General features: G+C 67.2%; 21 protein-coding genes and 2 tRNA genes. 18 read left to right on the top strand and 5 right to left on the bottom strand.

Translation table 11 applies throughout. The features are described from left to right. Positions 1 to 131: 131 nt before the first annotated feature. Positions 132 to 953, bottom strand: a complete 822-nt coding sequence (locus BQ7388_RS07500; RefSeq protein ID WP_083558321.1) for a GntR family transcriptional regulator — start codon at positions 951 to 953, stop codon at positions 132 to 134. A 107-nt stretch (positions 954 to 1,060) separates the two neighbouring features. Here BQ7388_RS07500 and deoC point away from each other — a divergent pair, with 107 nt between their 5' ends. The 3 genes from deoC (at position 1,061) to BQ7388_RS07485 (ending at position 3,188) form a co-directional block, all read left to right on the top strand. Beyond that, positions 1,061 to 1,792, top strand: coding sequence for a deoxyribose-phosphate aldolase (deoC, locus tag BQ7388_RS07495; RefSeq protein ID WP_072500155.1), 732 nt, complete (start codon positions 1,061 to 1,063; stop codon positions 1,790 to 1,792). A 96-nt stretch (positions 1,793 to 1,888) separates the two neighbouring features. After that, complete coding sequence (locus BQ7388_RS07490; protein ID WP_159430812.1) at positions 1,889 to 2,329, top strand: kinase/pyrophosphorylase; 441 nt, start codon at positions 1,889 to 1,891, stop codon at positions 2,327 to 2,329. Between the two features lie 28 nt (positions 2,330 to 2,357). Beyond that, positions 2,358 to 3,188 (top strand): YdcF family protein, encoded by an 831-nt coding sequence (locus BQ7388_RS07485; RefSeq protein ID WP_200781446.1) that lies wholly within the window; start codon positions 2,358 to 2,360, stop codon positions 3,186 to 3,188. A gap of 164 nt (positions 3,189 to 3,352) precedes the next feature. Here BQ7388_RS07485 and BQ7388_RS07480 read toward each other — a convergent pair whose 3' ends face one another. Both BQ7388_RS07480 and BQ7388_RS07475 read right to left on the bottom strand, forming a co-directional pair. Next, entirely contained in the window at positions 3,353 to 4,294 is a 942-nt protein-coding gene (locus BQ7388_RS07480; protein WP_072500153.1) for an HAD family hydrolase, read from the bottom strand. A gap of 44 nt (positions 4,295 to 4,338) precedes the next feature. Continuing rightward, the gene (locus tag BQ7388_RS07475; RefSeq protein ID WP_072500152.1) at positions 4,339 to 5,892 is read right to left on the bottom strand and encodes a Mur ligase family protein; all 1,554 of its coding nucleotides are present in this window, start codon (positions 5,890 to 5,892) and stop codon (positions 4,339 to 4,341) included. Positions 5,893 to 6,020: 128 nt separating this feature from the next. Here BQ7388_RS07475 and BQ7388_RS07470 point away from each other — a divergent pair. From BQ7388_RS07470 to nagB, 5 genes are all read left to right on the top strand, one after another. Further along, positions 6,021 to 6,096: transfer RNA gene (locus BQ7388_RS07470), tRNA-Val, on the top strand. A 50-nt stretch (positions 6,097 to 6,146) separates the two neighbouring features. Then, a complete protein-coding gene (rph, locus tag BQ7388_RS07465) occupies positions 6,147 to 6,890 on the top strand; it encodes a ribonuclease PH (protein WP_072500151.1) in 744 nt (247 codons plus the stop codon). 245 nt (positions 6,891 to 7,135) lie between these two features. Beyond that, positions 7,136 to 8,314, top strand: coding sequence for an ATP-binding protein (locus tag BQ7388_RS07460; RefSeq protein ID WP_327196111.1), 1,179 nt, complete (start codon positions 7,136 to 7,138; stop codon positions 8,312 to 8,314). A 72-nt stretch (positions 8,315 to 8,386) separates the two neighbouring features. Beyond that, on the top strand, positions 8,387 to 9,025 hold the full coding sequence (rdgB, locus tag BQ7388_RS07455) for an RdgB/HAM1 family non-canonical purine NTP pyrophosphatase (protein WP_072500149.1): 639 nt from the start codon (positions 8,387 to 8,389) through the stop codon (positions 9,023 to 9,025). Positions 9,026 to 9,197: 172 nt separating this feature from the next. Continuing rightward, on the top strand, positions 9,198 to 9,932 hold the full coding sequence (gene nagB, locus BQ7388_RS07450) for a glucosamine-6-phosphate deaminase (RefSeq protein WP_072500148.1): 735 nt from the start codon (positions 9,198 to 9,200) through the stop codon (positions 9,930 to 9,932). A 19-nt stretch (positions 9,933 to 9,951) separates the two neighbouring features. Here the strand turns inward: nagB and BQ7388_RS07445 are convergent, their stop codons facing one another. After that, positions 9,952 to 11,028, bottom strand: coding sequence for a M24 family metallopeptidase (locus BQ7388_RS07445; RefSeq protein WP_072500147.1), 1,077 nt, complete (start codon positions 11,026 to 11,028; stop codon positions 9,952 to 9,954). A 187-nt stretch (positions 11,029 to 11,215) separates the two neighbouring features. Between BQ7388_RS07445 and BQ7388_RS07440 the strand changes: the two genes are divergently transcribed. The 8 genes from BQ7388_RS07440 (at position 11,216) to yihA (ending at position 16,746) form a co-directional block, all read left to right on the top strand. Beyond that, positions 11,216 to 11,509 (top strand): Veg family protein, encoded by a 294-nt coding sequence (locus tag BQ7388_RS07440; protein ID WP_009278373.1) that lies wholly within the window; start codon positions 11,216 to 11,218, stop codon positions 11,507 to 11,509. Positions 11,510 to 11,578: 69 nt separating this feature from the next. Further along, on the top strand, positions 11,579 to 12,472 hold the full coding sequence (locus BQ7388_RS07435) for a 4-(cytidine 5'-diphospho)-2-C-methyl-D-erythritol kinase (RefSeq protein ID WP_072500146.1): 894 nt from the start codon (positions 11,579 to 11,581) through the stop codon (positions 12,470 to 12,472). A gap of 100 nt (positions 12,473 to 12,572) precedes the next feature. Further along, positions 12,573 to 12,649 (top strand) — tRNA-Pro (locus BQ7388_RS07430). Positions 12,650 to 12,733: 84 nt separating this feature from the next. Continuing rightward, the gene (locus BQ7388_RS07425) at positions 12,734 to 13,732 is read left to right on the top strand and encodes a DMT family transporter (protein ID WP_072500145.1); all 999 of its coding nucleotides are present in this window, start codon (positions 12,734 to 12,736) and stop codon (positions 13,730 to 13,732) included. A 174-nt stretch (positions 13,733 to 13,906) separates the two neighbouring features. Further along, positions 13,907 to 14,098 (top strand): hypothetical protein, encoded by a 192-nt coding sequence (locus tag BQ7388_RS07420; protein WP_062531599.1) that lies wholly within the window; start codon positions 13,907 to 13,909, stop codon positions 14,096 to 14,098. Between the two features lie 141 nt (positions 14,099 to 14,239). After that, positions 14,240 to 14,734: an NADPH-dependent FMN reductase gene (locus BQ7388_RS07415; protein WP_072500144.1), complete on the top strand. Its 495-nt coding sequence runs from the start codon at positions 14,240 to 14,242 to the stop codon at positions 14,732 to 14,734. A 320-nt stretch (positions 14,735 to 15,054) separates the two neighbouring features. Beyond that, positions 15,055 to 16,107, top strand: coding sequence for a lipid II:glycine glycyltransferase FemX (locus BQ7388_RS07410; protein WP_072500143.1), 1,053 nt, complete (start codon positions 15,055 to 15,057; stop codon positions 16,105 to 16,107). A gap of 3 nt (positions 16,108 to 16,110) precedes the next feature. Continuing rightward, positions 16,111 to 16,746, top strand: coding sequence for a ribosome biogenesis GTP-binding protein YihA/YsxC (gene yihA, locus BQ7388_RS07405; protein WP_062531602.1), 636 nt, complete (start codon positions 16,111 to 16,113; stop codon positions 16,744 to 16,746). Here the strand turns inward: yihA and BQ7388_RS07400 are convergent. Continuing rightward, on the bottom strand, positions 16,743 to 17,561 hold the full coding sequence (locus tag BQ7388_RS07400; RefSeq protein ID WP_072500142.1) for a spermidine synthase: 819 nt from the start codon (positions 17,559 to 17,561) through the stop codon (positions 16,743 to 16,745). The two genes, yihA and BQ7388_RS07400, sit on opposite strands and share 4 nt — an antisense overlap. 141 nt (positions 17,562 to 17,702) lie before the next feature. Between BQ7388_RS07400 and tatA the strand changes: the two genes are divergently transcribed. Together tatA and greA are read left to right on the top strand one after the other, a co-directional pair. Continuing rightward, positions 17,703 to 18,050 carry a twin-arginine translocase TatA/TatE family subunit gene (gene tatA, locus BQ7388_RS13520; RefSeq protein ID WP_009278382.1) on the top strand — a complete coding sequence of 116 codons (348 nt, stop codon included), beginning with the start codon at positions 17,703 to 17,705 and terminating at the stop codon, positions 18,048 to 18,050. A 32-nt stretch (positions 18,051 to 18,082) separates the two neighbouring features. Continuing rightward, complete coding sequence (greA, locus tag BQ7388_RS07390) at positions 18,083 to 18,559, top strand: transcription elongation factor GreA (protein ID WP_072500141.1); 477 nt, start codon at positions 18,083 to 18,085, stop codon at positions 18,557 to 18,559. Positions 18,560 to 18,681: the final 122 nt, after the last annotated feature.

Genomic DNA, 18,681 nt, shown 5'->3' with positions numbered 1-18,681 from the left:
ACAGAGTCGAGCATTTGGGTCCCGTCGGTCTTCCGGCGGGACCCTTCTTTCTGGCGGGGGGCACCGCAGTGCGTGCCGTCGTGACGCGCGCAATCATGCGGGCGAGAGTGGCGTGCCACCTTGGCCGGGCGTCAGCCCCAGACGCGACGGAGCTCGGTGCCCTCGGTGCTGAGGCTCACGACGAGGCGGCTGCGGTCGCCGGGCTCGATGAGCACTGAGGCCTCGAACGCGCGTCCCGTGGTGTCGAAGGAGGTCCTGAGCACCCTGAGCGCCGCGCTGCCCACCCTGACACCCAGGGCCTTCGCCTCGCGTGCGTCGAGGCAGACCGCCTCGTAGCTCTCCTCCGCTCGGGCGGGCAGGGCCCCCGAGCCCTGAGAGATGAGCGCATAGAGGGAGGTCGAGAGGTCCTCCTCGCTGAGGTTCGGGCAGAGCTCGCAGGGGACGTAGGCGATGGCGAGCTGCAGGGGGAGGCCGTTGCCCAGGCGCAGGCGTCTGATCTCCCACACGGGTGTGCCCTCGGCAACGCCGAGCCTGCGGGATATGCCACCCGAGGCCTCGCGTCGTCTCAGGCCCAGGAGCCGCGACGCGGGCAGGAGCCCCGCAGACTCCATCTCGGACGAGAAGTTGAGGGGGACGCTGCTCTCACCGCGTGTCGTCTCTGGCCTCACAAAGGTTCCGTGGCCCCTCCTGCGCACGACACGGCCCTCGTCCACAAGGTCCTTGAAGCAGCGACGCACCGTCGCGCGAGAGAGGCCGAAAGCCTGGCAGAGCTGCATCTCGGTGGGCAGCGGTGTCGTCTCGTCGAGGGAGCCGCTGGCCATGAGCTGCAGCATGCGTTGCTTGAGCTGCTGGTAGAGGGGCAGCTGCGAGCTGTCGTCCAGGGGGCTGGATGCGATGGCGGCGAGGTTGTCCACGAGCTCCTCTCCCATGATTTGAATATATGTACGGTACATACGAACAAATAACGAGACATATCCTACACCCCCAGACCGGGGTGGTACATTCCCGTCAGCAAAAGTACGGTAGGTGCCGTACAAAAAGACAAGAGAGAGGACATGCCATGAACCCCAGCAAGAAGGCGGCGGAGATGAGCGAGCGCGAGCTCGCGAGCTACATCGACCAGTCCGTGCTCAAGCCCGAGTTCACCGCGGAGGACATCAAGAAGTACAGCCAGGAGGGCATCGACTTCGGCTGCAAGACCATCTGCGTCAACCCCGCCTCGCTGGACATCGTCGCCCCCATGGTCAGGGGCACCAACACGGGCATCTGCGTCGTGTGCGACTTCCCGTTCGGTCTCTCCACCACCGCGTCCAAGGCGCTCCAGGCCGAGGAGTACTGCAGGAACTACGAGATCGAGGACCTGGACATCGTGGCCAACTACGGGCGCCTGCGCTCCGGCGACCTCGACTACGTGACCGCGGACATAAAGGCAGTCGTCGACGTCTGCCACGGCTACGGCACCAACGTGAAGGTCATCGTCGAGACCGACTCCCTCACCATCGACCAGGTAAAGGCCGGCACGCGCTGCGCCGTGGCCGCGGGCGCCGACTTCATCAAGAGCTCGACCGGGTTCTATACCGGTGGCGAGCAGCGCGCCGCGACCAACGAGGTCGTCGCGGCGATGATCGAGGCCGGCGAGGGCAGGATCAAGGTCAAGGGCTCCGGCGCCATCCGCACCCGCGAGCACTTCCTCGAGCTCATCGACATGGGGATCGACCGCATGGGCGTCGGCTACCGCTCGACGCCGGTGGTGCTGGGCATGAGCGCCGATGAGGCAAGGAAGCTGGGGTAGGATCCAGCTGCGGTGGCGTCGGGCGGGTCTTGGCGCCACCGAGGTGGAAAGGCGTATGTAGCCCGCAGGTCGTCCGGCTCCATGAGGGGAGAGGCCATGTGCCGCGAAGTCGAGTTCGATGAGCTTGGGGATGGCAGCGCAAGGACAGGGGGACCATTGGTCGTGCACGTGCTCTCTGACGCGCTGGGCGAGACGGGGCTTGCGCTCGTGAGGGCCGCCGCGATCCAGTTCAGGCGCGAGAGCGTCGTCGTCTCTCGCCTAACGCATGTCGAGGGCATGGAGGGGGTCCGCCGTTACCTGGATCGCTACGTTCCAGACGGCAGTGCGACGGTGCTCTTCCACACCATACTCGACGAGGGACTGCGCGAGGAGCTCCGCCAGGAGGCGGAGGAGCGCGGCATGGCGACGGTCGACCTCCTGGGCCCTTCCTTGAGCATGCTGGAACGGCTTCTGGGCGAGGCTCCGATGGACGTGCCCGGCCTCGTCGTGGAGCGCGAGAGTAGGCTCGTCCGTAGCATCGACGCACGACGGCTCTAACGCCGGGACATGCCGGGGGAGTGACGAGGTGGCAGAGATGGTCGCAGTTCAGCTGGCTCACGACATGAACGTTCTGGCGAGGTTCCTGGGAAGGCGTGACGTCCCCACGCTGACCCGGGACGCCCTCCAGGGGCGCTATGGCTTCGCCCAGGCCGACGTGATGGCGCTCTTTGGCGGGAGCATCCTCGCAGGCGGGGACGTGCTGGCGGCGGCGATGCGCGCGGACGTCGCGAAGGCCTACGTGATCGTGGGTGGGGCCGGTCACACGACCCAGACCTTCCGTGAACGCGTGCGCGGGCTCTGCCCCGACCTCGACTTCGAGGACGACGCCTGCGAGGCGGACGTCTTCGCCGCGTACCTCCGCACCAGGCACGGGCTGGAGGCGGACCTCCTCGAGCGGCGGTCAACCAACTGCGGAAACAACACCGGCTACCTGCGCGAGCTCCTGGACGAGAGGGGCGTTCCCTGTCGCTCGCTGATACTCTCGCAGGACGCCACCATGCAGTTGCGCATGGAGGCCATCGCACGGCACGACTGGCCGGACGTACTTCCCGTGAGCTATGCGACCTATGCGACGCGTGTTGTGGCGCGAGGCACGGACCGCATGAGCGAGACGGCCGATCCTCTCGCCCGCCTTGACTTCGAGGAAGAGCCTCTGGGAATGTGGGGGCTGCGGCGCTACCTGACCCTGCTTATGGGGGAGCTGCCCCGCCTGACTGACGACGAGGGTGGTTACGGCCCGCGTGGCAGAGACTTCCTGGTCCATGTGGACGTGCCGACCGAAGTTCAGGAGGCGTTCGGGCGCCTGCGCGAGGAGTTTCCCGACTGCGTGCGCGTCGCCAATCCCAAGTTCGCGTAGCGCCGTCGCGTGGCAGCAGACCGCGTAGGAGTGGCTCAAGCACCCCATGGCGTCACGTGACTCTCGCACGAAACGAGAATGATGCGAGCGCGACCATTGCGAACCTGCGCGTATTACAAAGCCCCTCGCACGAAATCGAATTCGTGCGAGGGGCCCTCGTCTACTTATGCCTGACGCTTGAGTTCCAGCAGCGTGCGCATGGCCTGGCAGAAGCCGTCGGTCGAGTCCTGGGCAGACACGAAGGCGTTGCCCGCCGTCGCCAGCGCGGCCTGGGCCTTCGGGTTGCTGATGCCGTTGCGCATGAGCAGGAAGGTGCCGACCTCGCCCGCCATGGCGCAGTCCGCGGGAGAGTCGCCACAGGCCATGACCTCGGCGGGGTCCCAGCCCATGAGCTCGATGTAGCGTCGCGCGGCCGAGCCCTTGTCCAGCCCGCGCGGCGTGATGTGGTAGGTGTGCACGTCCTCGACGCGACCGTCCTCGAAGCTCGGCAGGATGGTCTTGCCGGTGATGCGCGTCACGAAGCCGTTGTCGGCCAGGTAGAGAGGCAGGCCCGTCTCGTCCAGCATGGCCTGGGCCTCGTCCTCGATCACCGCACCGCGCAGCGCCACCGTGACCTCGCGGTACTGGTAGCCGATGTTGTTGTCGTTGTAGGTCTCGAGGCAGTCGTACCAGCGGGCGAGCATGCGGTCCACCACGCCGGTCTCCATGATGAGGTCGTGAGGGGTCTTGCTGCAGGCCTCGTCGAAGGGCATCTGGGCGGTGAAGTAGTGCCACACCGCGTCGGAGCCCTCGTGCAGGCAGAGGACGCCGCCCATCTCGCCTATCCAGCCGGGAAGGCCCAGGATGCGAGCGTCCTCGCGGATCATGGCTCGGTTGCGTCCGGTGCATGGAATCACCTGGACGCCGGCGCGTCGCAGGTCGACCAGGGTCTGCGCGAGCTCGGCGGAGGGGGTCCCGTCCGTGGTCGAGAGCGCCTGTCCGTGGCTCACCATGGTGTTGTCGGTGTCGCTGATCACATATTTTATGCGAGAGAGGCGCTCGGCCATGGGGTCTGGGACCTTGCTGGCGTCGACGGGGAAGGTGGGGAGCGAGAGGGCAGTGGGCATGGCGGTCCTTTCTCGGCCTGCGTTCGTCTTGTGGGAGGGTTGAGCTAGCCGCGGTCCGTTCGCGCCGTGCGTGCGGCGACGGCCCGCTCGAAGAGGGTCGCATCGGTCTCGCAGGGAACGAAGGAGTCCCCCTCGTGCTGGCGGGTCTCGTCTCCCTTCGCGAGGAGGCATACCACGGCCCCGCGTGGGCTCTGGAACGCCCGTTCGACCGCACGCCCAATGGCGCGCGGGCGGTTGACGATGACCTCGAAGTCCTGGCCCTCGGGTGTGGCCGCGGCCATCTGGGCACAGATCTCCTCCACGGGGTCGTGCGCTGGATCCTCCTCCGTGTAGACGACGAAGTCCGCCCAGCGCGACGCCTCCTCGGGGAGCTCCCGGCGCCGCTCGTAGGCCTTGCCTCCCGGTGCGCCGAAGACGGCGATGACCTCGCGGCCGGGGTACTCCTTGGCCACCGAGGCGAAGAAGCGCTGGTACGACAGCTTGTTGTGGGCGTAGTCCACGATGCCGGTGATGTGGGGGTCCGACGTGCGCAGGAGCTCCATGCGACCGGGGACGCGCACGTGCGCAAGGCCAGCCTTGACCTGCTCTTGCCCGATGCCCAGCACCTCGCAGGCGGCGATGGCGCAGAGGGCGTTCTCGGCGTTGAAGAGGCCCGCCATGCCCACCTCGACCTCGCCCTCCCAGCTGGGGGTGTGGACGAAGAGGTGAATTCCGGAGTCGGAGGGGCGCGGGTCCCTACACCATACGTCGGCGTCGGAGCCGGCGGCATCCCCGTCTGCGAGGAAGGTCACGACGTGCTTGCAGCGGCCCGCCGCCGCCAGGACCTCGTCGGCGTGGTCGCTCCCCAGGTTCACGACGGCCACCCGGGCCTGCTCGAAGATGCGCAGCTTGCTCGCGAAGTAGTCCTCGAAGCTGGGGTGCTCGCGCGGCGATATGTGGTCGCGGCCTATGTTGAGGAAGCAGGCGACGTCGAGGCCGAGCCCCACGACGCGCTCGTACTTGAGCGCCTGGCTCGAGACCTCCATGGTGAGGTAGGGGAGCCCGCTTTGCGCCGCGTTGGCAACGTGGCGCCAGAGGTCGGGCGGCTCGGGAGTGGTGTTGACGCTCTCTGCGTCCTCGATGCCGTCGAAGGTGTCGATCGAGCCCATGATGGCGCTCTGGGGCGTGTCGTGGCACGCGTCCAGGATCGCCCGGAGCATGTAGGCCGTCGTGCTCTTGCCCTTGGTGCCGGTGATGCCCACGACCTCAAGCTTGTTGTCGGGGTGGCCCCAGCAGGCAGCGGACGAGAGGGCCATCGCCGTGCGGAGGCCGTCGTCGCGCACGACAAGCGCGGAGACGTGCGGCGCGACTGCCGCGAGCTCGTCTGCGCGGGAGTCATCGCAGAGGTAGGCCACACACCCGGCCTCGAGCGCCTGCTCAAGGTACGCCGGCTTGAAGGCGGCGCCCTTGCAGACGAAGAGGTGGTCTGGCCCGGCGAAGCGGGAGTCGCAGTCTGCCCCGGTGAGCGAGACGGACGCAGCGTCAACGGACTGCGGGCCACGTGCCAGCAGTCCGTGGTCGCGCAGCAGGGACGCGATGGATTTCACTGTGGCGTTCATGCCTGACAGTATACGACGCGAATGGTCGGGAGGAACCCGCGGGTGAGGTGCGACGCAGGCCATGGCGCCTGGCGTGCGCCTCCCGAGCAGGTGCCGCATGGCCCCTCCGTGCTACACTTTGTCCCTACGGGCGATTGGCGCAGCGGCTAGCGCAGGTGCCTTACACGCACAAGGTCGGCGGTTCGAATCCGTCATCGCCCACCATCGCATCCAGGACGGGCCCCGCGGGGCCCGTCGTCATATGGGGAGGAACCATGGGAGCATCCGGTGCGTACGAGCTCGTCCGTGCGAACGGCCGTGCCGACGACCAGCTGAGGCCCGTCACGCTCACGCGCGACGTCATGAAGAACGCGGACGGCTCCTGCCTGGTGGAGTTTGGCGACACGCGCGTGCTCTGTGCCGCGACGGTGGAGGAGGGCGTGCCGGCCTGGCGCAAGGGCCAGCATGCGGGCTGGGTGACCGCCGAGTATGCCATGCTCCCCGCGGCGACCAACACGCGCGGACGCCGCGAGTATCGCGGGCGCAAGGGGCGGTCGATGGAGATCGAGCGCCTGGTGGGGCGCAGCCTCAGGGCGGTGTGCGACCTGGGGAGGTTGGGCGAGTACACCGTGACCTGCGACTGCGACGTCATCCAGGCGGATGGCGGCACGCGCACGGCATCCGTGACCGGGGCCTGGGTGGCCCTGCACGACGCGCTGAGGTCCTACATGGAGGCGGGACGCATCTCTCGCCTGCCCCTTACCGGCCAGGTGGCGGCAATAAGCATGGGGCTCGTCGGGGGCAGGCTGCTGCTCGACCTCGACTACCCCGAGGACTCGCACGCACAGGTGGACATGAACCTGGTGGCCACGGGAGACGGCGGAATCGTGGAGCTGCAGGGCACCGGTGAGCGCTCCACCATGGACCGCGACCAGCTGAACGGCCTCCTCGACCTCGGGCAGGCGGGAATCGCCCGCCTGGTCGAGCTGCAGCGCAAGGTGACGAACTTCGGCGCATAGGGGAGGGGCCCGGGGCGGATGCTGCGCCGGCTCTGCAAATCAGGGAATCTTAACGTTGAAAATCAGGGAATCTCGACCAGCAAAATAAGGGAATCTCAATGTTGAAAATCAGGGAATCTCAACTCGAAAAATCAGGTATAGTTGCAGTTAAACGAAGCGTATATCCATCCTGATAGTAGGAGGTCAACGGCTTGATTCCCCGAGACATCTCGCGGGCCATCAGAGAGGCGCTGGAAGAGTATCCAGTGGTGTCGTTGACGGGCGTCCGGCAGACGGGCAAGAGCACTCTTCTGAGGAGTATGCTTCCCGACTGGACCTGTCTCTCGCTCGAGGACCCTGACCTGCGTGCGCTGGCTCGGGACGACCCGCGAGACTTCCTCGCCCGCCATGCCCGCCACGTGATTCTGGATGAGGCGCAGCGCGTCCCCGAGCTCTTCTCCTACCTCCAGACAGTCGTCGACCAGACCGGTGACGCCGGCCAGTTTGTGGTCTCTGGCTCCCAGAACTACCTCCAGCTCGAGCAGGTGTCCCAGAGCCTGGCGGGTAGGGTGGCGCTCGTGACCATGGCACCGTTGACGCGCGCCGAGCTGCTGGCGGCCAGGCCGGGAGACCTGTCGGCGCCAGAGAAGGGCGCGCGCCTCCTCGACGCCGTTCGCAATGACAGGTGGGCTTGGGTGCTGTACGGCGGCTATCCGCGACTGTATGACTACGGAGTGCATCCCGCGCGGTACTTCGCCGACTACGTACGGACTTATGTGGACCGTGACGTACGCGAGGAGCTGCGCGTCCTCAAGCTGGCCGAGTTCGAGCGCTTCATGGGGTTGTGCGCCGCACGTGCGGGGGAGCTGATCAACTACTCGGCCCTGGCAAGTGACGCTGGGGTCGACGTGAAGACTGCGAAGTCGTGGATCTCGGCCTTGAGCGCCAGCAACATCCTGTTCGAGCTTCGGCCTTACAGCTCGAATGCCAATGCACGTCTCGTAAAGTCTCCCAAACTCTATTTCATGGACACAGGCCTCCTGTGCCACCTGCTGGGAATCGACGACACGGAAGCGCTGGCTGCATACGCGAAGCGTGGCAACGTCTTCGAGAACGCCGTCATTGCCGAATACGCCAAATGCGTGCAGTCGTCGAGGGGACGGCTACACGCGTCCTTCTACAGAACCAGCGGCAGGGACGAGGAGATCGACCTGGTCATAGAGAGAGGCCTCACGCCCTTCGCGGCGTTCGAGGTCAAGTCGAGCGCGACCTACAACTCGAAGTTCTTCAAGAACGTGAGTTCCGTGGGAGAGGCCCTTGACATACCCCCCGAGCGACGTGGCGTCATCTACAACGGCGGTCAGGTCATGGTGGGAGGCACCCGCGGCCTGCTCATCACGCCCGACCAGATTCCAGACGTCGTGGACGAGAGCATCTTCGGCTAGCCTTCGAGCGGCGCGCCCTACGTGACGTTGGAGGTGCCGCACGCGACGGACCAACTCCCAAAGGAGGACCACATGTCGGATGTAGCAGACGCAGGAAGCCTGGACCCGGCCACCACGATCGTGGTGGCCACGGGCAACGCGCACAAGCTCACGGAGATAGAGGCAATCCTCTCCCAGAGGCTCGAGGGATATCGCTTCGTGGCCCTGGACGAGCTCGGCGACTTCCCTGATCCCGTCGAGGACGGTGAGGACTTCTTCCAGAACGCCCTCATCAAGGCGCGTGCCGCCTTGGACGAGACGGGCCTCTCCATGGCCGTTGCCGACGACTCTGGGCTCTGCGTCGATGCGCTCGGCGGTGCCCCCGGAATCTTCTCCGCGCGCTGGGCGGGGGAGCACGGGAACGATGACGCCAACAACGACAAGCTCCTCGCCGAGCTTACGGACGTCCCCGAGCGCGAGCGCGGCGCGCACTTCCACTCCACCGTGGTGCTGGTCGAGCGCGACGAGGACGGCGAGGGGGTTCTCCGCGGCGACGGCGACGTGCCCGGGACCATCGGCTTCGAGCGCCGCGGAGCCAACGGCTTCGGCTACGACCCGCTCTTCAACGTGGCGGAGCTCCCCGGCAAGACCATGGCCGAGCTCCTGCCCGAGGAGAAGAACGCCATCTCGCACCGCTTCCACGCCCTCATGGACCTCGCGGCGAAGCTCTAGTCCGTTGTCGCGTCGGGCGGCGCGCCAGTCGCCTCCATCCACGCCGCCGGCGCGCCCCACCCTCCGCATGCCGAGCGCTTCCTGGGGTCCGCAACCGCCCTTTCTATAATGTCCTTGTCCAAGGGCGCGGGCCCGCGCGCCGCCGCACAACGTGAGCGTCTACGGAGGAAGCATGAGAATCATTCGCGTCGCAGACTACGATGAGATGAGCAGCCGTGCGGCTGACGTCATCGCCGCCCAGCTCATCCTTGACCCCAGGAGCGTCCTGGGCCTCGCCACGGGCACCACGCCCGTCGGCGCCTACCGCCTCCTCGTCGAGAAAAACCGTCGCGGCGAGATAGACTTCTCGCAGGTCCGCACCTATAACCTGGACGAGTATCGCGGGCTCTCGCACGACGATTCCCAGAGCTACCACTACTTCATGGCCGACAACCTGTTCAAGCACGTGAACATCGACATGGCAAACACCCACGTGCCAGACGGCTCCGACCCCGACGCCGAGTCCGCCTGCCGAGCCTACGACGCCATGGTCGAGGAGGCGGGCTACCCGGACCTCCAGCTCCTGGGCATCGGCAACAACGGTCACATCGGCTTCAACGAGCCTGCCGAGGGCTTTCCCGTGGGCACCCACTGCGTCGACCTGACGCCCAGCACCATCCAGGCCAACAGTCGCCTCTTCGACGACCCCGACGACGTTCCCCGCCAGGCCTACACCATGGGCGTGGGGACCATCATGAAGTCCCGTCGCGTGCTCGTCCTGGCGAGTGGCGCCGCCAAGGCCGATGCGGTCAGGGCCATGTGCTACGGCCCCGTGGTTCCGAGCTGCCCCGCGTCTGCGCTGCAGCTGCATCCCGACTGCATCGTCATCGCCGACGAGGGCGCCCTGGCTAACTGCCCCCAGGAGTAGGCCCCTCGACCCTCTGCACCTATAGCTCGACCACGCGGGGCTCGTGGCTGTAGTGGTTGAGCATCTCGCAGCCGTCCTCGGTGACGATGAGCAGGTCCTCGATGCGCACGCCGATCTCTCCCGGGATGTAGATGCCGGGCTCGATGGAGAAGCACTGGCCGACCCGGACCGGCTCGTCGTGGGTCGCGCTGACGTCGCCGGGCTCGTGGTCCTGCAGGCCGATCTGGTGCCCCAGGCGATGCGTGAAGCGGGGGCCGAACCCGGCGTCCTCGATGACCTTGCGGGCCGTGAGGTCGATCTGGGCAAAGGTCACGCCGGGGCGCACGATGGCCTCGGCAGCCTCGTTGGCGCGGCGCACGGTGTCGTACACCAGGAGCTGGCGCTCGCTGGGACGGGCGGTGAAGAAGGTACGGGTCATGTCCGAGCAGTACCAGTCGCGCTTGCAGCCCACGTCGAAGAGGACCATGTCGCCCTTGGCCAGAGCGGTCTGGTCGGGCTCGTGGTGGGGGTCGGCGGCGTTGGTGCCAAAGCTCACGATGGGCGTGAAGGAATGGTCCTGCGCGCCAAGGCGCCGGTACTCCGCCAGCAGCCCCTCGGCTATCTGCTGCTCGGTGACGCCCTCGCGTAGCTGTGCCACGAGCCAGTCCATGGCCTGGTCATTGGTGAGGCTGGCGTCGCGCATGAGCTGGCGCTCGCGCTCGTCCTTGACGGAGCGCGCCTCGTCGACGGCGGAGGAGGCGAGCCTGAAGCCGCTCGCCGCGCCGGCGTCCATGAGGGGCAGGAGCCAGCGCGCCGCGAGCTCCTTGTCCACGCCCAGCGGCGCGTCGTAGCGCGTGACCTCGGCCACCAGGGGTATGGGGTCCTGGGTGTCGTCGAAGCCCACGACGCGGTCTGCCGCCCCCGTGGCGTCGGGGAAGAGGCGGTTGGCAAAGAGGACGGTCTGGCCCTTGCCCAGGTAGAGCGCCAGGAAGCGCTCGTAGGGCTCGGTGTAGTAGCCGGTCAGGTACCAGATCGAGAGCGGGTCGCACACCAGCATCTGCTCGAGTCCCAGCGACTCGAGTCCCTCGAGCACGCGTTCCTTGCGTCCCTGGTTCATGGGTCCTCCTCGTGATGGGCCGCGTTCTGGCGCGCTGGCCTGGGGTCGCGCTGCCCGAGGTGCCGTCTCGGCGCGTTGCGGCTGTCTACCTTTGGTGAATACTCACCTGCTGATATACACTCAAAGACTGCATGGTACAAGGCTGCGGAATCGCGTGCACGCCGCGGCCACTTCTTGGAGGTAAGCGATGGATAACGAGACTTCCCCCGTCAACCGGGTGGACGAGATCCGTGACGAGCTGGTCAGGCTGCAGGGGAAGCGTGTCAGGGTCCGCGCGAACATGGGTCGCTCCCGCGTCATCGAGCGCTCGGGCACCCTGGTGGGCGCCCACCCCTCCCTCTTCGTCATCGAGGTGGAGGAGAGGCGCGGTCGCACCGCCCGCCAGTCCTACCAGTACGTGGACGTGCTGACCTCCACCGTCGAGCTCTATGATCCCGACACCGGGGAGCGCCTGCTCGATTACTCGCAGGTGGAGATGTAAGAGGGAAGCGCGCCCCGTCGGATGCCGGCGGGGCGCTCTTGTCGGCATGAGGGATCGGGGGAGAGGCGCATGGGCACGGAACGAGTCAGAATCGCCGCGCCGGCCAAGCTGAACCTGCACCTGGGAATCCATCCGGGCAGGGACGAGCGTGGCTACCACCGGGCCGACTCCGTCATGGTGGCCGTCTCCCTTGCCGACGAGCTGCTCGTCTGGGAGGAGTCGGGCCGCGAGCCCGGCCTGCGCATGAGCGAGGACGTGGGGGTCGACCCACGCAAGAACACGGTGTGGGTCGCGGCGCAGCGCCTCTGCGAGGAGTACGGCCATGAGCCTTGCTTCCAGGTCGAGGTCACCAAGCGCATCCCGGCACAGAGCGGGCTCGGCGGGTCGTCGTCGGACGCGGCGGCCATGCTGCTCGCCCTCTGCGAGCTCTGGGGAGAGGACCCCGCCGACGAGCACGTGGTCACGGTGGCCCGCGGCGTGGGTGCCGACGTGCCCTTCTTCCTCAACCTGGCTCCCTCCTTCCTGGGCGGCGCGGGAGACGTGCTGCGCGAGTCCTTCCCCCCGCTCGACGGTGTTCCCGTGGCGCTGGTCAGACCCAGGGGAGGCGTCTCCACGGCCGAGGCCTACCGGGCCTTCGACCTGGCGCCCAGCGAGCCGCCCTCGCCGGAGGGCATGTGCCGGGCCCTTCGTGCGGGAGACGTGCGCACGGTCGTGGATGCCCTCCACAACAACCTCGCCGAGGCCGCCGCCCGGGTCGAGGGAGGGGTCGCGCTCGTCGAGGGGTGGCTGCGCGAACAGGAGGGCGTGCTTGCCGCGCAGGTCACGGGCTCGGGGAGCTGTGTGTTCGCGATTTGCGAGGACGAGGTCGCGGCGTCTCGCGTCGCCGGTCGCGCGAGCTCGGAGCTCGGCCTCTGGTCCCGCGCCACGCGTACGGTTTCCAGGCGAGGGGGGCTTCTCGCCTAGGGCGGCAGGCTGACGGCACGAGGCAGTACGAGGCGCGTTTGCGGCGATTGTCTTCACGTCACTCTCGCCCGGGCAAATCTGCTAGAGTAGACAAGCTTTTCGGGACGTAGCGCAGTTTGGTAGCGCGCACGGTTCGGGACCGTGAGGTCGCTGGTTCGAATCCAGTCGTCCCGACCACGAGAGTTCGGCCGTCGGCATCCGTGCCGACGGCCTTTTTGATGCCGGGCGCCGCTCTGCGACCATCCCGGCGTGAGGAGTCGCATGGGCGTCAAGGAAGCTTCAGCGATTGCGGCGGCAACGGGCAACGGCGACGAGGGCGCGCGGCTCTCGCCCTTCTTCACCTCCGGCTGGGGAGTCTTCCTCCTCTGCACGTTCTGCTGCCTGCTCTGGGGCAGCGCCTTCCCCTGCATCAAGCTCGGGTATCGCCTCTTCTCCATCCCCGCAGGGGACTATGGCTCCCAGCTCCTCTTTGCGGGCGTGCGCTTCTTCCTGGCAGGTGTCATGGTCACTGCGTTCATGAGCGTCAGGCGCGGTCACTTCCTGCGTCCCCGCGTGGACGAGCTTCCGGTGGTGATGCTCCTCTCCACCTTCCAGACCATCGTCCAGTACCTCTGCTTCTATGTGGGGCTCGCCTTTGCGATGGGCACCACGAGCTCCATCATCACGGCGAGCTCCAACTTCTTTGCCATCCTGCTCTCGGCGTTGGCCTTCAGGCAGGAGAGACTCACCGGCCGCAAGCTCCTGGGCTGCGCCCTGGGCTTCGCCGGCGTCGTGGTGGTCAACCTGGGGAGCCTGGGGAGGGGCGGCTTCGCCTTGGGGGGCGAGGGTCTCATCCTCCTCTCTGCGCTTTCCGGTGGGCTCGTGACCTGCCTCCTGCGCCGCCACACCCAGGAGCACGACCCCGTGATGCTGAGCGGCTGGCAGTTCATGCTGGGCGGCCTGGTGCTCGCGGGCCTCGGACTCGCCCTGGGCGGCCACCTCTCGAGCCCCGGCATCGCTGGCGTGCTGCTGGTCCTGTACATGGGGTTCATCTCTGCCGCCGCGTACTCCGTCATGAGCCAGCTGCTCTCGGTCAACGCGGTGTCGCGCATCGCGGTCTTCCGCTTTATGACGCCGGTCTTCGGCTTCCTGCTCTCGGCGCTTTTGCTGGGCGAGGCCGGTTCCATCGACCCGCTGCGCTCGGTCCTGGCGCTCGTGCTGGTCTCGGCCGGAATCGTGGTGGTCAACGTGGCGCCGGGGGCGAGGGGCAGGGCGGCGTAGGGCCGCCTCTTCCGAGGCCGTTCGTCGCCCTTGCCGCAGGGCCGAGAGCCGCCGGCCGAACCGCGCGCTCCGCTCGGCAGGGACGCATGCCTTGGGCTCCGTGGCATTGGGCATAAGAGTCGAAGGGGCCCTTCGACCCCTCTGCCTGCTCTCCTACGTCCGGAGGTGGTTGTGATGCACGTTCTTGGGCTCGGATTGCCGGAGCTTGTCGTCCTCCTGGTCTACGTCGCGCTTCCGGTGGTCGTGATCGTCCTCGTGGGTCGTGGCGTGTACCGCTGGGGAAGGGCGGTGCGGGAGGACCTGGACTCCATCGCCAGGAGCCTCGAGCGCCGGGGTTCGGACGACGCCCTTCTCCCCAAAGATTAATCGCGAAAAATTAAATAGCGCACTGTATATCTCTGCGCGCAGAGGGTAGAAGCCTACCAACGAGGACGGGCGACGCAGGGTCGCGCGTCGCAGGGGAGGGTCGAACCCGGACGCGTCCGGGCCAATCGAGAGGAAACTACCATGAAGAAGGTTCTCTTCGTGCAGGGCTCGCTCCGCAAGCAGTCCTTCAACCGCCAGGTCCAGGCCGCAATCGTCGAGGAGTTCGGCGACTCCGTCGAGGTTAGCGAGCTCGACTACTCCGAGCTGCCCCTCATCAACCAGGACGTCGAGTGGCCCACCCCCGCCGCCGTCGCCAAGGTGCGCGAGCGGGTCATGGCCGCCGACGCTATCTGGGTCGTCACCCCGCAGTACAACGCGAGCTTCCCCGGCCACGTCAAGAACCTCTTCGACTGGCTGTCCCGCCCAGTCGAGCAGGGTAAGCCCGCCACCGCCATCAAGGGCAAGAAGGTTACCGTCACCGGCATCGGTGGCAAGACCGCTACCGCCCAGATGCGCGCAGCCCTGAGTTCGCTCCTGCGCTTCATCGGCATGGACACCATGGACGAGGAGGGCACCGGCTACGCCGTGAACGGCAGCGCATGGATGAGCAACGTGGTCGAGCTCAGCGACGAGTAGGTCGCGGCGCTCAAGAAGCAGGTCGCGGACTTCCAGGCCTTCATCGAGGCGTAGGCGCTCGCTGGCGGGACGCTCTCCGCGCGACTCATCGCTTGCAGCACCCGGGCGGGTGGCACATCGCGTGCCGCCCGCTTTTTTGTGCCGGGGGAGGCTCGCAGGACGGTGGGCGCCAATCTCCCTCGGCGTCTGCGCCTCTGTCTTTATGGAGCAGCGACGCCGACCGCGAGCAAGCCCGCGTCCGCCCCCTGTACCATGGAGCCAGGTCCCGTGCGCCATCATCGCGCGGGCACACCAACACGCGAGCCGCTTCCGGAGGCATCATGGAGCTGCAGAAGATCGACTACGACGAATACCGCCAGATTGCCGAGGGCATCGGGCGTCCCCTCCCCATTGAGCAGACCGAGTCCTGGGCCGAGTACCAGAAGACCGTCGAGGGTCGCACCCCCTACGGTTACTTCAAGCTGGTCGACGGCACGAGCGTCGCCGCCATCATGTCGGTCATGGACTTCCAGACCCACGGCTATCACTACCTGCGTTCGGAGCATGGCCCGGTCTGGCTCGACGAGCCCGACGAGGCCCAGGAGCGCCAGGCCGTGGAGGCGATTCGCTCCTGCCTGCGTGGCATGGGCTCCCACGCCGTCTTCGTTCGCATGGCCGTGGCGCACGAGCTCGACGCGACTCGCCCCACGCTCTCCACGATCCCCTACGACCGCACGGTGATCGTCGACGTCACGGGAGGCGACGAGGCGATCCTCTCGCGCATGAAGCCGCGCGGCAGGCGAGACGTACGCAAGGCCCTGCGCGAGGCGCCCGTCACCTGCGCGGACGAGACCCAGCGCGCGATCGAGTCCTTCGACGAGTACTACGAGGTCATGGTCGAGACGGGCGAGCGCGACGGCTTCGTTCCCGCCCCCGCGTCCGACTATGTCACGATGCTCGAGGTCCTTGGCCCCGAGCACTGCCGCCTGCTCGCCGGGCGCGACGAGGGCGGCCGCGTGGTGACCTGGTCCATCTGCACCATCTCGGGCACGCGCGCCACGCGCTACTACGCCGCCTCGAGGAACGAGACCATGCGCAGGCACGTCTCGGACAAGCTGGTCTACTTCGAGTGCTGCGAGATGGGTCGCCTGGGTTGCGAGGAGTACGACCTCATGGCCATCGGCTCCGAGTTCTCGCCCAGCCTGATGGGCCTCAACGAGTTCAAGACCAAGTTTTGCAAGGAGGTCGCCGAGGTCGCCCCCGACCGCGACGTCCCCCTGAGGCCCGCCGCCTACGCCGCGCTCGTGCAGGCGCGCAGGCTCGTGGTGGCCCGCCGGCAGCGGCGCGAGGACAAGGCTCGCAAGGGCACCCGAGGCGAGAAGAGCGAGGGCTAGCGCATGGCGGTCAGGTACAACGACGCCCGCTTCGTCGCGTCCTATGGCAGGGCGGAGCAGATCCCCGAGCCCAGCATGCCGGAGGTCTCGTTTGCGGGACGCTCCAACGTGGGCAAGTCGTCGCTGCTCAACAAGCTGCTGGGGCGCAAGGCGCTGGCGAAGGTCTCGAGCCAGCCGGGTCGCACCGCCAACGTCAACTTCTTCGAGGCCGACGGCATCGACTTCGTGGACCTGCCGGGCTACGGCTTCGCCAAGGTCAGCAAGGCCGAGCGCGCCCGCTGGGCGGCGCTCATCTCGGGCTACTTCGAGCAGGAGCGCAGCTTCAACCTGGTGGTCGTGCTCGTGGACATCCGCCACGACGCCCAGGACCTGGACCGCCAGATGATCTCGTTCCTGCAGGGGGGCGGGTATCCCTTCGTGGTGGCGCTCACCAAGGCGGACAAGATCGGCCGCTCCAAGCAGGGGCAGCAGAGGGCGGCCCTCGCCCGCGCCTTCGGCGTCGACGTGGACCGGTTCGTGGTCACCTCGGCGCAGACCGGCCAGGGCATCGACGAGCTGCAGCGCAGGATCGAGCTTGCCGTGGACGAACCGGAGGGCGAGGGCGAGCTCGCGGTCGACGACGGGGGCGGTACGTCCTAGCGCACGCGGTAGCGCTCGGATATCCCCAGCGCCCGGTCGCTGGCAACGAGCACGTTGTCCCCGTCCTTGCGGGGTTCCTCGGGTCGCTCGGGAATCAGGTACAGCCGGGAGAACTCCCGACCAAAGACGCGCAGGGTCTCGTCCAGGGGGCGAGATCTGCGCCCCTCGAGCGGGCAGATGAGATTGGCCAGGTAGATGCCGTCGTCGCTGAGGTGCTCGTGGATGATGCGCGCCCCCTCCTCCGTTCCCATGGGCCCCAGGGGCCTCTTGCCGCTGAAGGCGTCGTTCACGACGAGGTCCCAGCGGCGGTCGCTCTGGCGCAGGAACTCCCAGCCGTCGGCGCAGGCTATGCGCAGGCGCCCGTCCCTCTCGGCGTGGAACTCCTCCTCCAGGCGGTCGAGGAAGAAACTCTCGCGCGCGATCCGGATGATGGCGGGGTCCACCTCGATTACGTCGACCTCCGTACGGGGGCAATGGGCCACGAGCCACTTGGGAAACGAGAAGCCCCCGCCGCCTATGACGCAGGCGCTCCCCACGCCGCCGGCGATGTCCACGACCTCGGCGAAGTACTGGTGGTAGAGGGTCACGAGCTCGTGCCAGTCGTCGTCCGAGGTGTAGCTCAGGCTCTGGAAGGTGCCCCGCACGTTGAGCAGGCGCAGGCTGTGCCCGTTCGCCTCCGAGTCGAAGACCAGGGCGGGCCCGAACTTGGTGCGCCTGAGCAGGACGCCGCGTCGCGCGAGCAGCCAGGGCAGGGCAAGAATCACCAGGTCAAGGATACAGACGAAGACGAAGAGCGCGATCAGCGGCTTGGGCATGGAGACCTCCCTGGACGGTGCGCGCGGACGGGCTTTTGATGCGGAGTAGAGATTGTGAGTACGTGCCCGCCTCGGCTATACTAACGGATGCTTTATCGCGAAAACAGCCTGAGCCATCGCTCGAAACCTATGGAGGCCCCCATGATCCTTGGACTTGGCATTCCCGAGATCCTGTTGATCCTCGTCGTCGTTCTGCTCATCTTCGGGCCCAAAAACCTTCCCAAGCTGGGGAAGTCCCTGGGCAAGACCGTGAAGAACATCCGCGAGGGCATGGAGGAGGTCGACGAGGATGGCAACGCGGTGAGCGACGTCGTCTCCGAGGTCGTGGAGGACGTCACCTCCGCCGCCAAGGGCGAGGCCGCCGGCGCGGTCGAGGACGCCGCCCCCGCAGAGCCCGCGGGCGACTCCGTCTTCTGCGGCCACTGCGGCACCAAGAACTCCGCCGACGCGGACTTCTGCAGCCACTGCGGCACCAAGCTCTCCAAGTAGCGACCGCTCCACCACCCCACAGAAGGACACGCATGGACAACAAGGAAATCATCCTCACCCCCGAAGGCCGCCAGCGTCTGGTGGACGAGCTCGCGTTCCGCGAGGGGGAGAAGCACGACGAGATCGTCGAGCGCATCAAAGAGGCGCGTGGCTTCGGCGACCTCTCCGAGAACGCCGAGTACGACGCCGCCAAGGAGGAGCAGTCCCAGAACGAGTCCCGCATCAACGAGATTCGCCAGATTCTCTCCATCGCGAAGGTGGTCGAGTCCTCGAGCGACATGCACCTCTCCGTCTCGATCGGCACCACGGTCGAGCTCGAGGACAAGGGCGGCAAGCGCACCAGCTTCATCATCGTGGGCACCACCGAGACCAACTCCCTCGAGCACCGCATCTCGAACGAGTCGCCGGTGGGCGCCGTGCTCATCGGCCACGTGGTGGGCGACCAGGTCTCCTACGCCACGCCCAACGGCAAGGTCCGTGAGTACACCATCACGAACATCACCCGATAGGCAAGGCAGATCGCAGCAAGCGCGCCCCGTGCCGGCGAAGTTCGCAGGCGTGGGGCGCTTCTATCTATGAGGGAGGCGCGAGGTGGGGAGACTTGTCCCCTCCCTCGCACGTGACGGAGGCG

It is taken from the genome of Olsenella phocaeensis, assembly GCF_900120385.1.
Taxonomy (GTDB): Bacteria; Actinomycetota; Coriobacteriia; order Coriobacteriales; family Atopobiaceae; genus Olsenella_I; species Olsenella_I phocaeensis.
Note: the sequence above shows the minus strand (reverse complement) of the source record. Positions and strands in the feature narration are given on the sequence as shown.

Excerpts from the sequence above, each read along its gene's own strand:
- tatA (WP_009278382.1), top strand. The coding sequence starts at position 17,703 with ATGATCCTTGGACTTGGCATTCCCGAGATCCTGTTGATCCTCGTCGTC.
- BQ7388_RS07435 (WP_072500146.1), top strand. The coding sequence starts at position 11,579 with ATGGGCACGGAACGAGTCAGAATCGCCGCGCCGGCCAAGCTGAACCTG.
- BQ7388_RS07440 (WP_009278373.1), top strand. The coding sequence starts at position 11,216 with ATGGATAACGAGACTTCCCCCGTCAACCGGGTGGACGAGATCCGTGAC.
- BQ7388_RS07500 (WP_083558321.1), bottom strand. The coding sequence starts at position 953 with ATGTACCGTACATATATTCAAATCATGGGAGAGGAGCTCGTGGACAAC.
- BQ7388_RS07410 (WP_072500143.1), top strand. The coding sequence starts at position 15,055 with ATGGAGCTGCAGAAGATCGACTACGACGAATACCGCCAGATTGCCGAG.
- BQ7388_RS07400 (WP_072500142.1), bottom strand. The coding sequence starts at position 17,561 with ATGCCCAAGCCGCTGATCGCGCTCTTCGTCTTCGTCTGTATCCTTGAC.
- nagB (WP_072500148.1), top strand. The coding sequence starts at position 9,198 with ATGAGAATCATTCGCGTCGCAGACTACGATGAGATGAGCAGCCGTGCG.
- deoC (WP_072500155.1), top strand. The coding sequence starts at position 1,061 with ATGAACCCCAGCAAGAAGGCGGCGGAGATGAGCGAGCGCGAGCTCGCG.
- rph (WP_072500151.1), top strand. The coding sequence starts at position 6,147 with ATGGGAGCATCCGGTGCGTACGAGCTCGTCCGTGCGAACGGCCGTGCC.
- yihA (WP_062531602.1), top strand. The coding sequence starts at position 16,111 with ATGGCGGTCAGGTACAACGACGCCCGCTTCGTCGCGTCCTATGGCAGG.
- BQ7388_RS07480 (WP_072500153.1), bottom strand. The coding sequence starts at position 4,294 with ATGCCCACTGCCCTCTCGCTCCCCACCTTCCCCGTCGACGCCAGCAAG.
- BQ7388_RS07425 (WP_072500145.1), top strand. The coding sequence starts at position 12,734 with ATGGGCGTCAAGGAAGCTTCAGCGATTGCGGCGGCAACGGGCAACGGC.
- BQ7388_RS07445 (WP_072500147.1), bottom strand. The coding sequence starts at position 11,028 with ATGAACCAGGGACGCAAGGAACGCGTGCTCGAGGGACTCGAGTCGCTG.
- BQ7388_RS07420 (WP_062531599.1), top strand. The coding sequence starts at position 13,907 with ATGCACGTTCTTGGGCTCGGATTGCCGGAGCTTGTCGTCCTCCTGGTC.
- BQ7388_RS07415 (WP_072500144.1), top strand. The coding sequence starts at position 14,240 with ATGAAGAAGGTTCTCTTCGTGCAGGGCTCGCTCCGCAAGCAGTCCTTC.
- rdgB (WP_072500149.1), top strand. The coding sequence starts at position 8,387 with ATGTCGGATGTAGCAGACGCAGGAAGCCTGGACCCGGCCACCACGATC.
- BQ7388_RS07475 (WP_072500152.1), bottom strand. The coding sequence starts at position 5,892 with ATGAACGCCACAGTGAAATCCATCGCGTCCCTGCTGCGCGACCACGGA.
- BQ7388_RS07490 (WP_159430812.1), top strand. The coding sequence starts at position 1,889 with ATGTGCCGCGAAGTCGAGTTCGATGAGCTTGGGGATGGCAGCGCAAGG.
- greA (WP_072500141.1), top strand. The coding sequence starts at position 18,083 with ATGGACAACAAGGAAATCATCCTCACCCCCGAAGGCCGCCAGCGTCTG.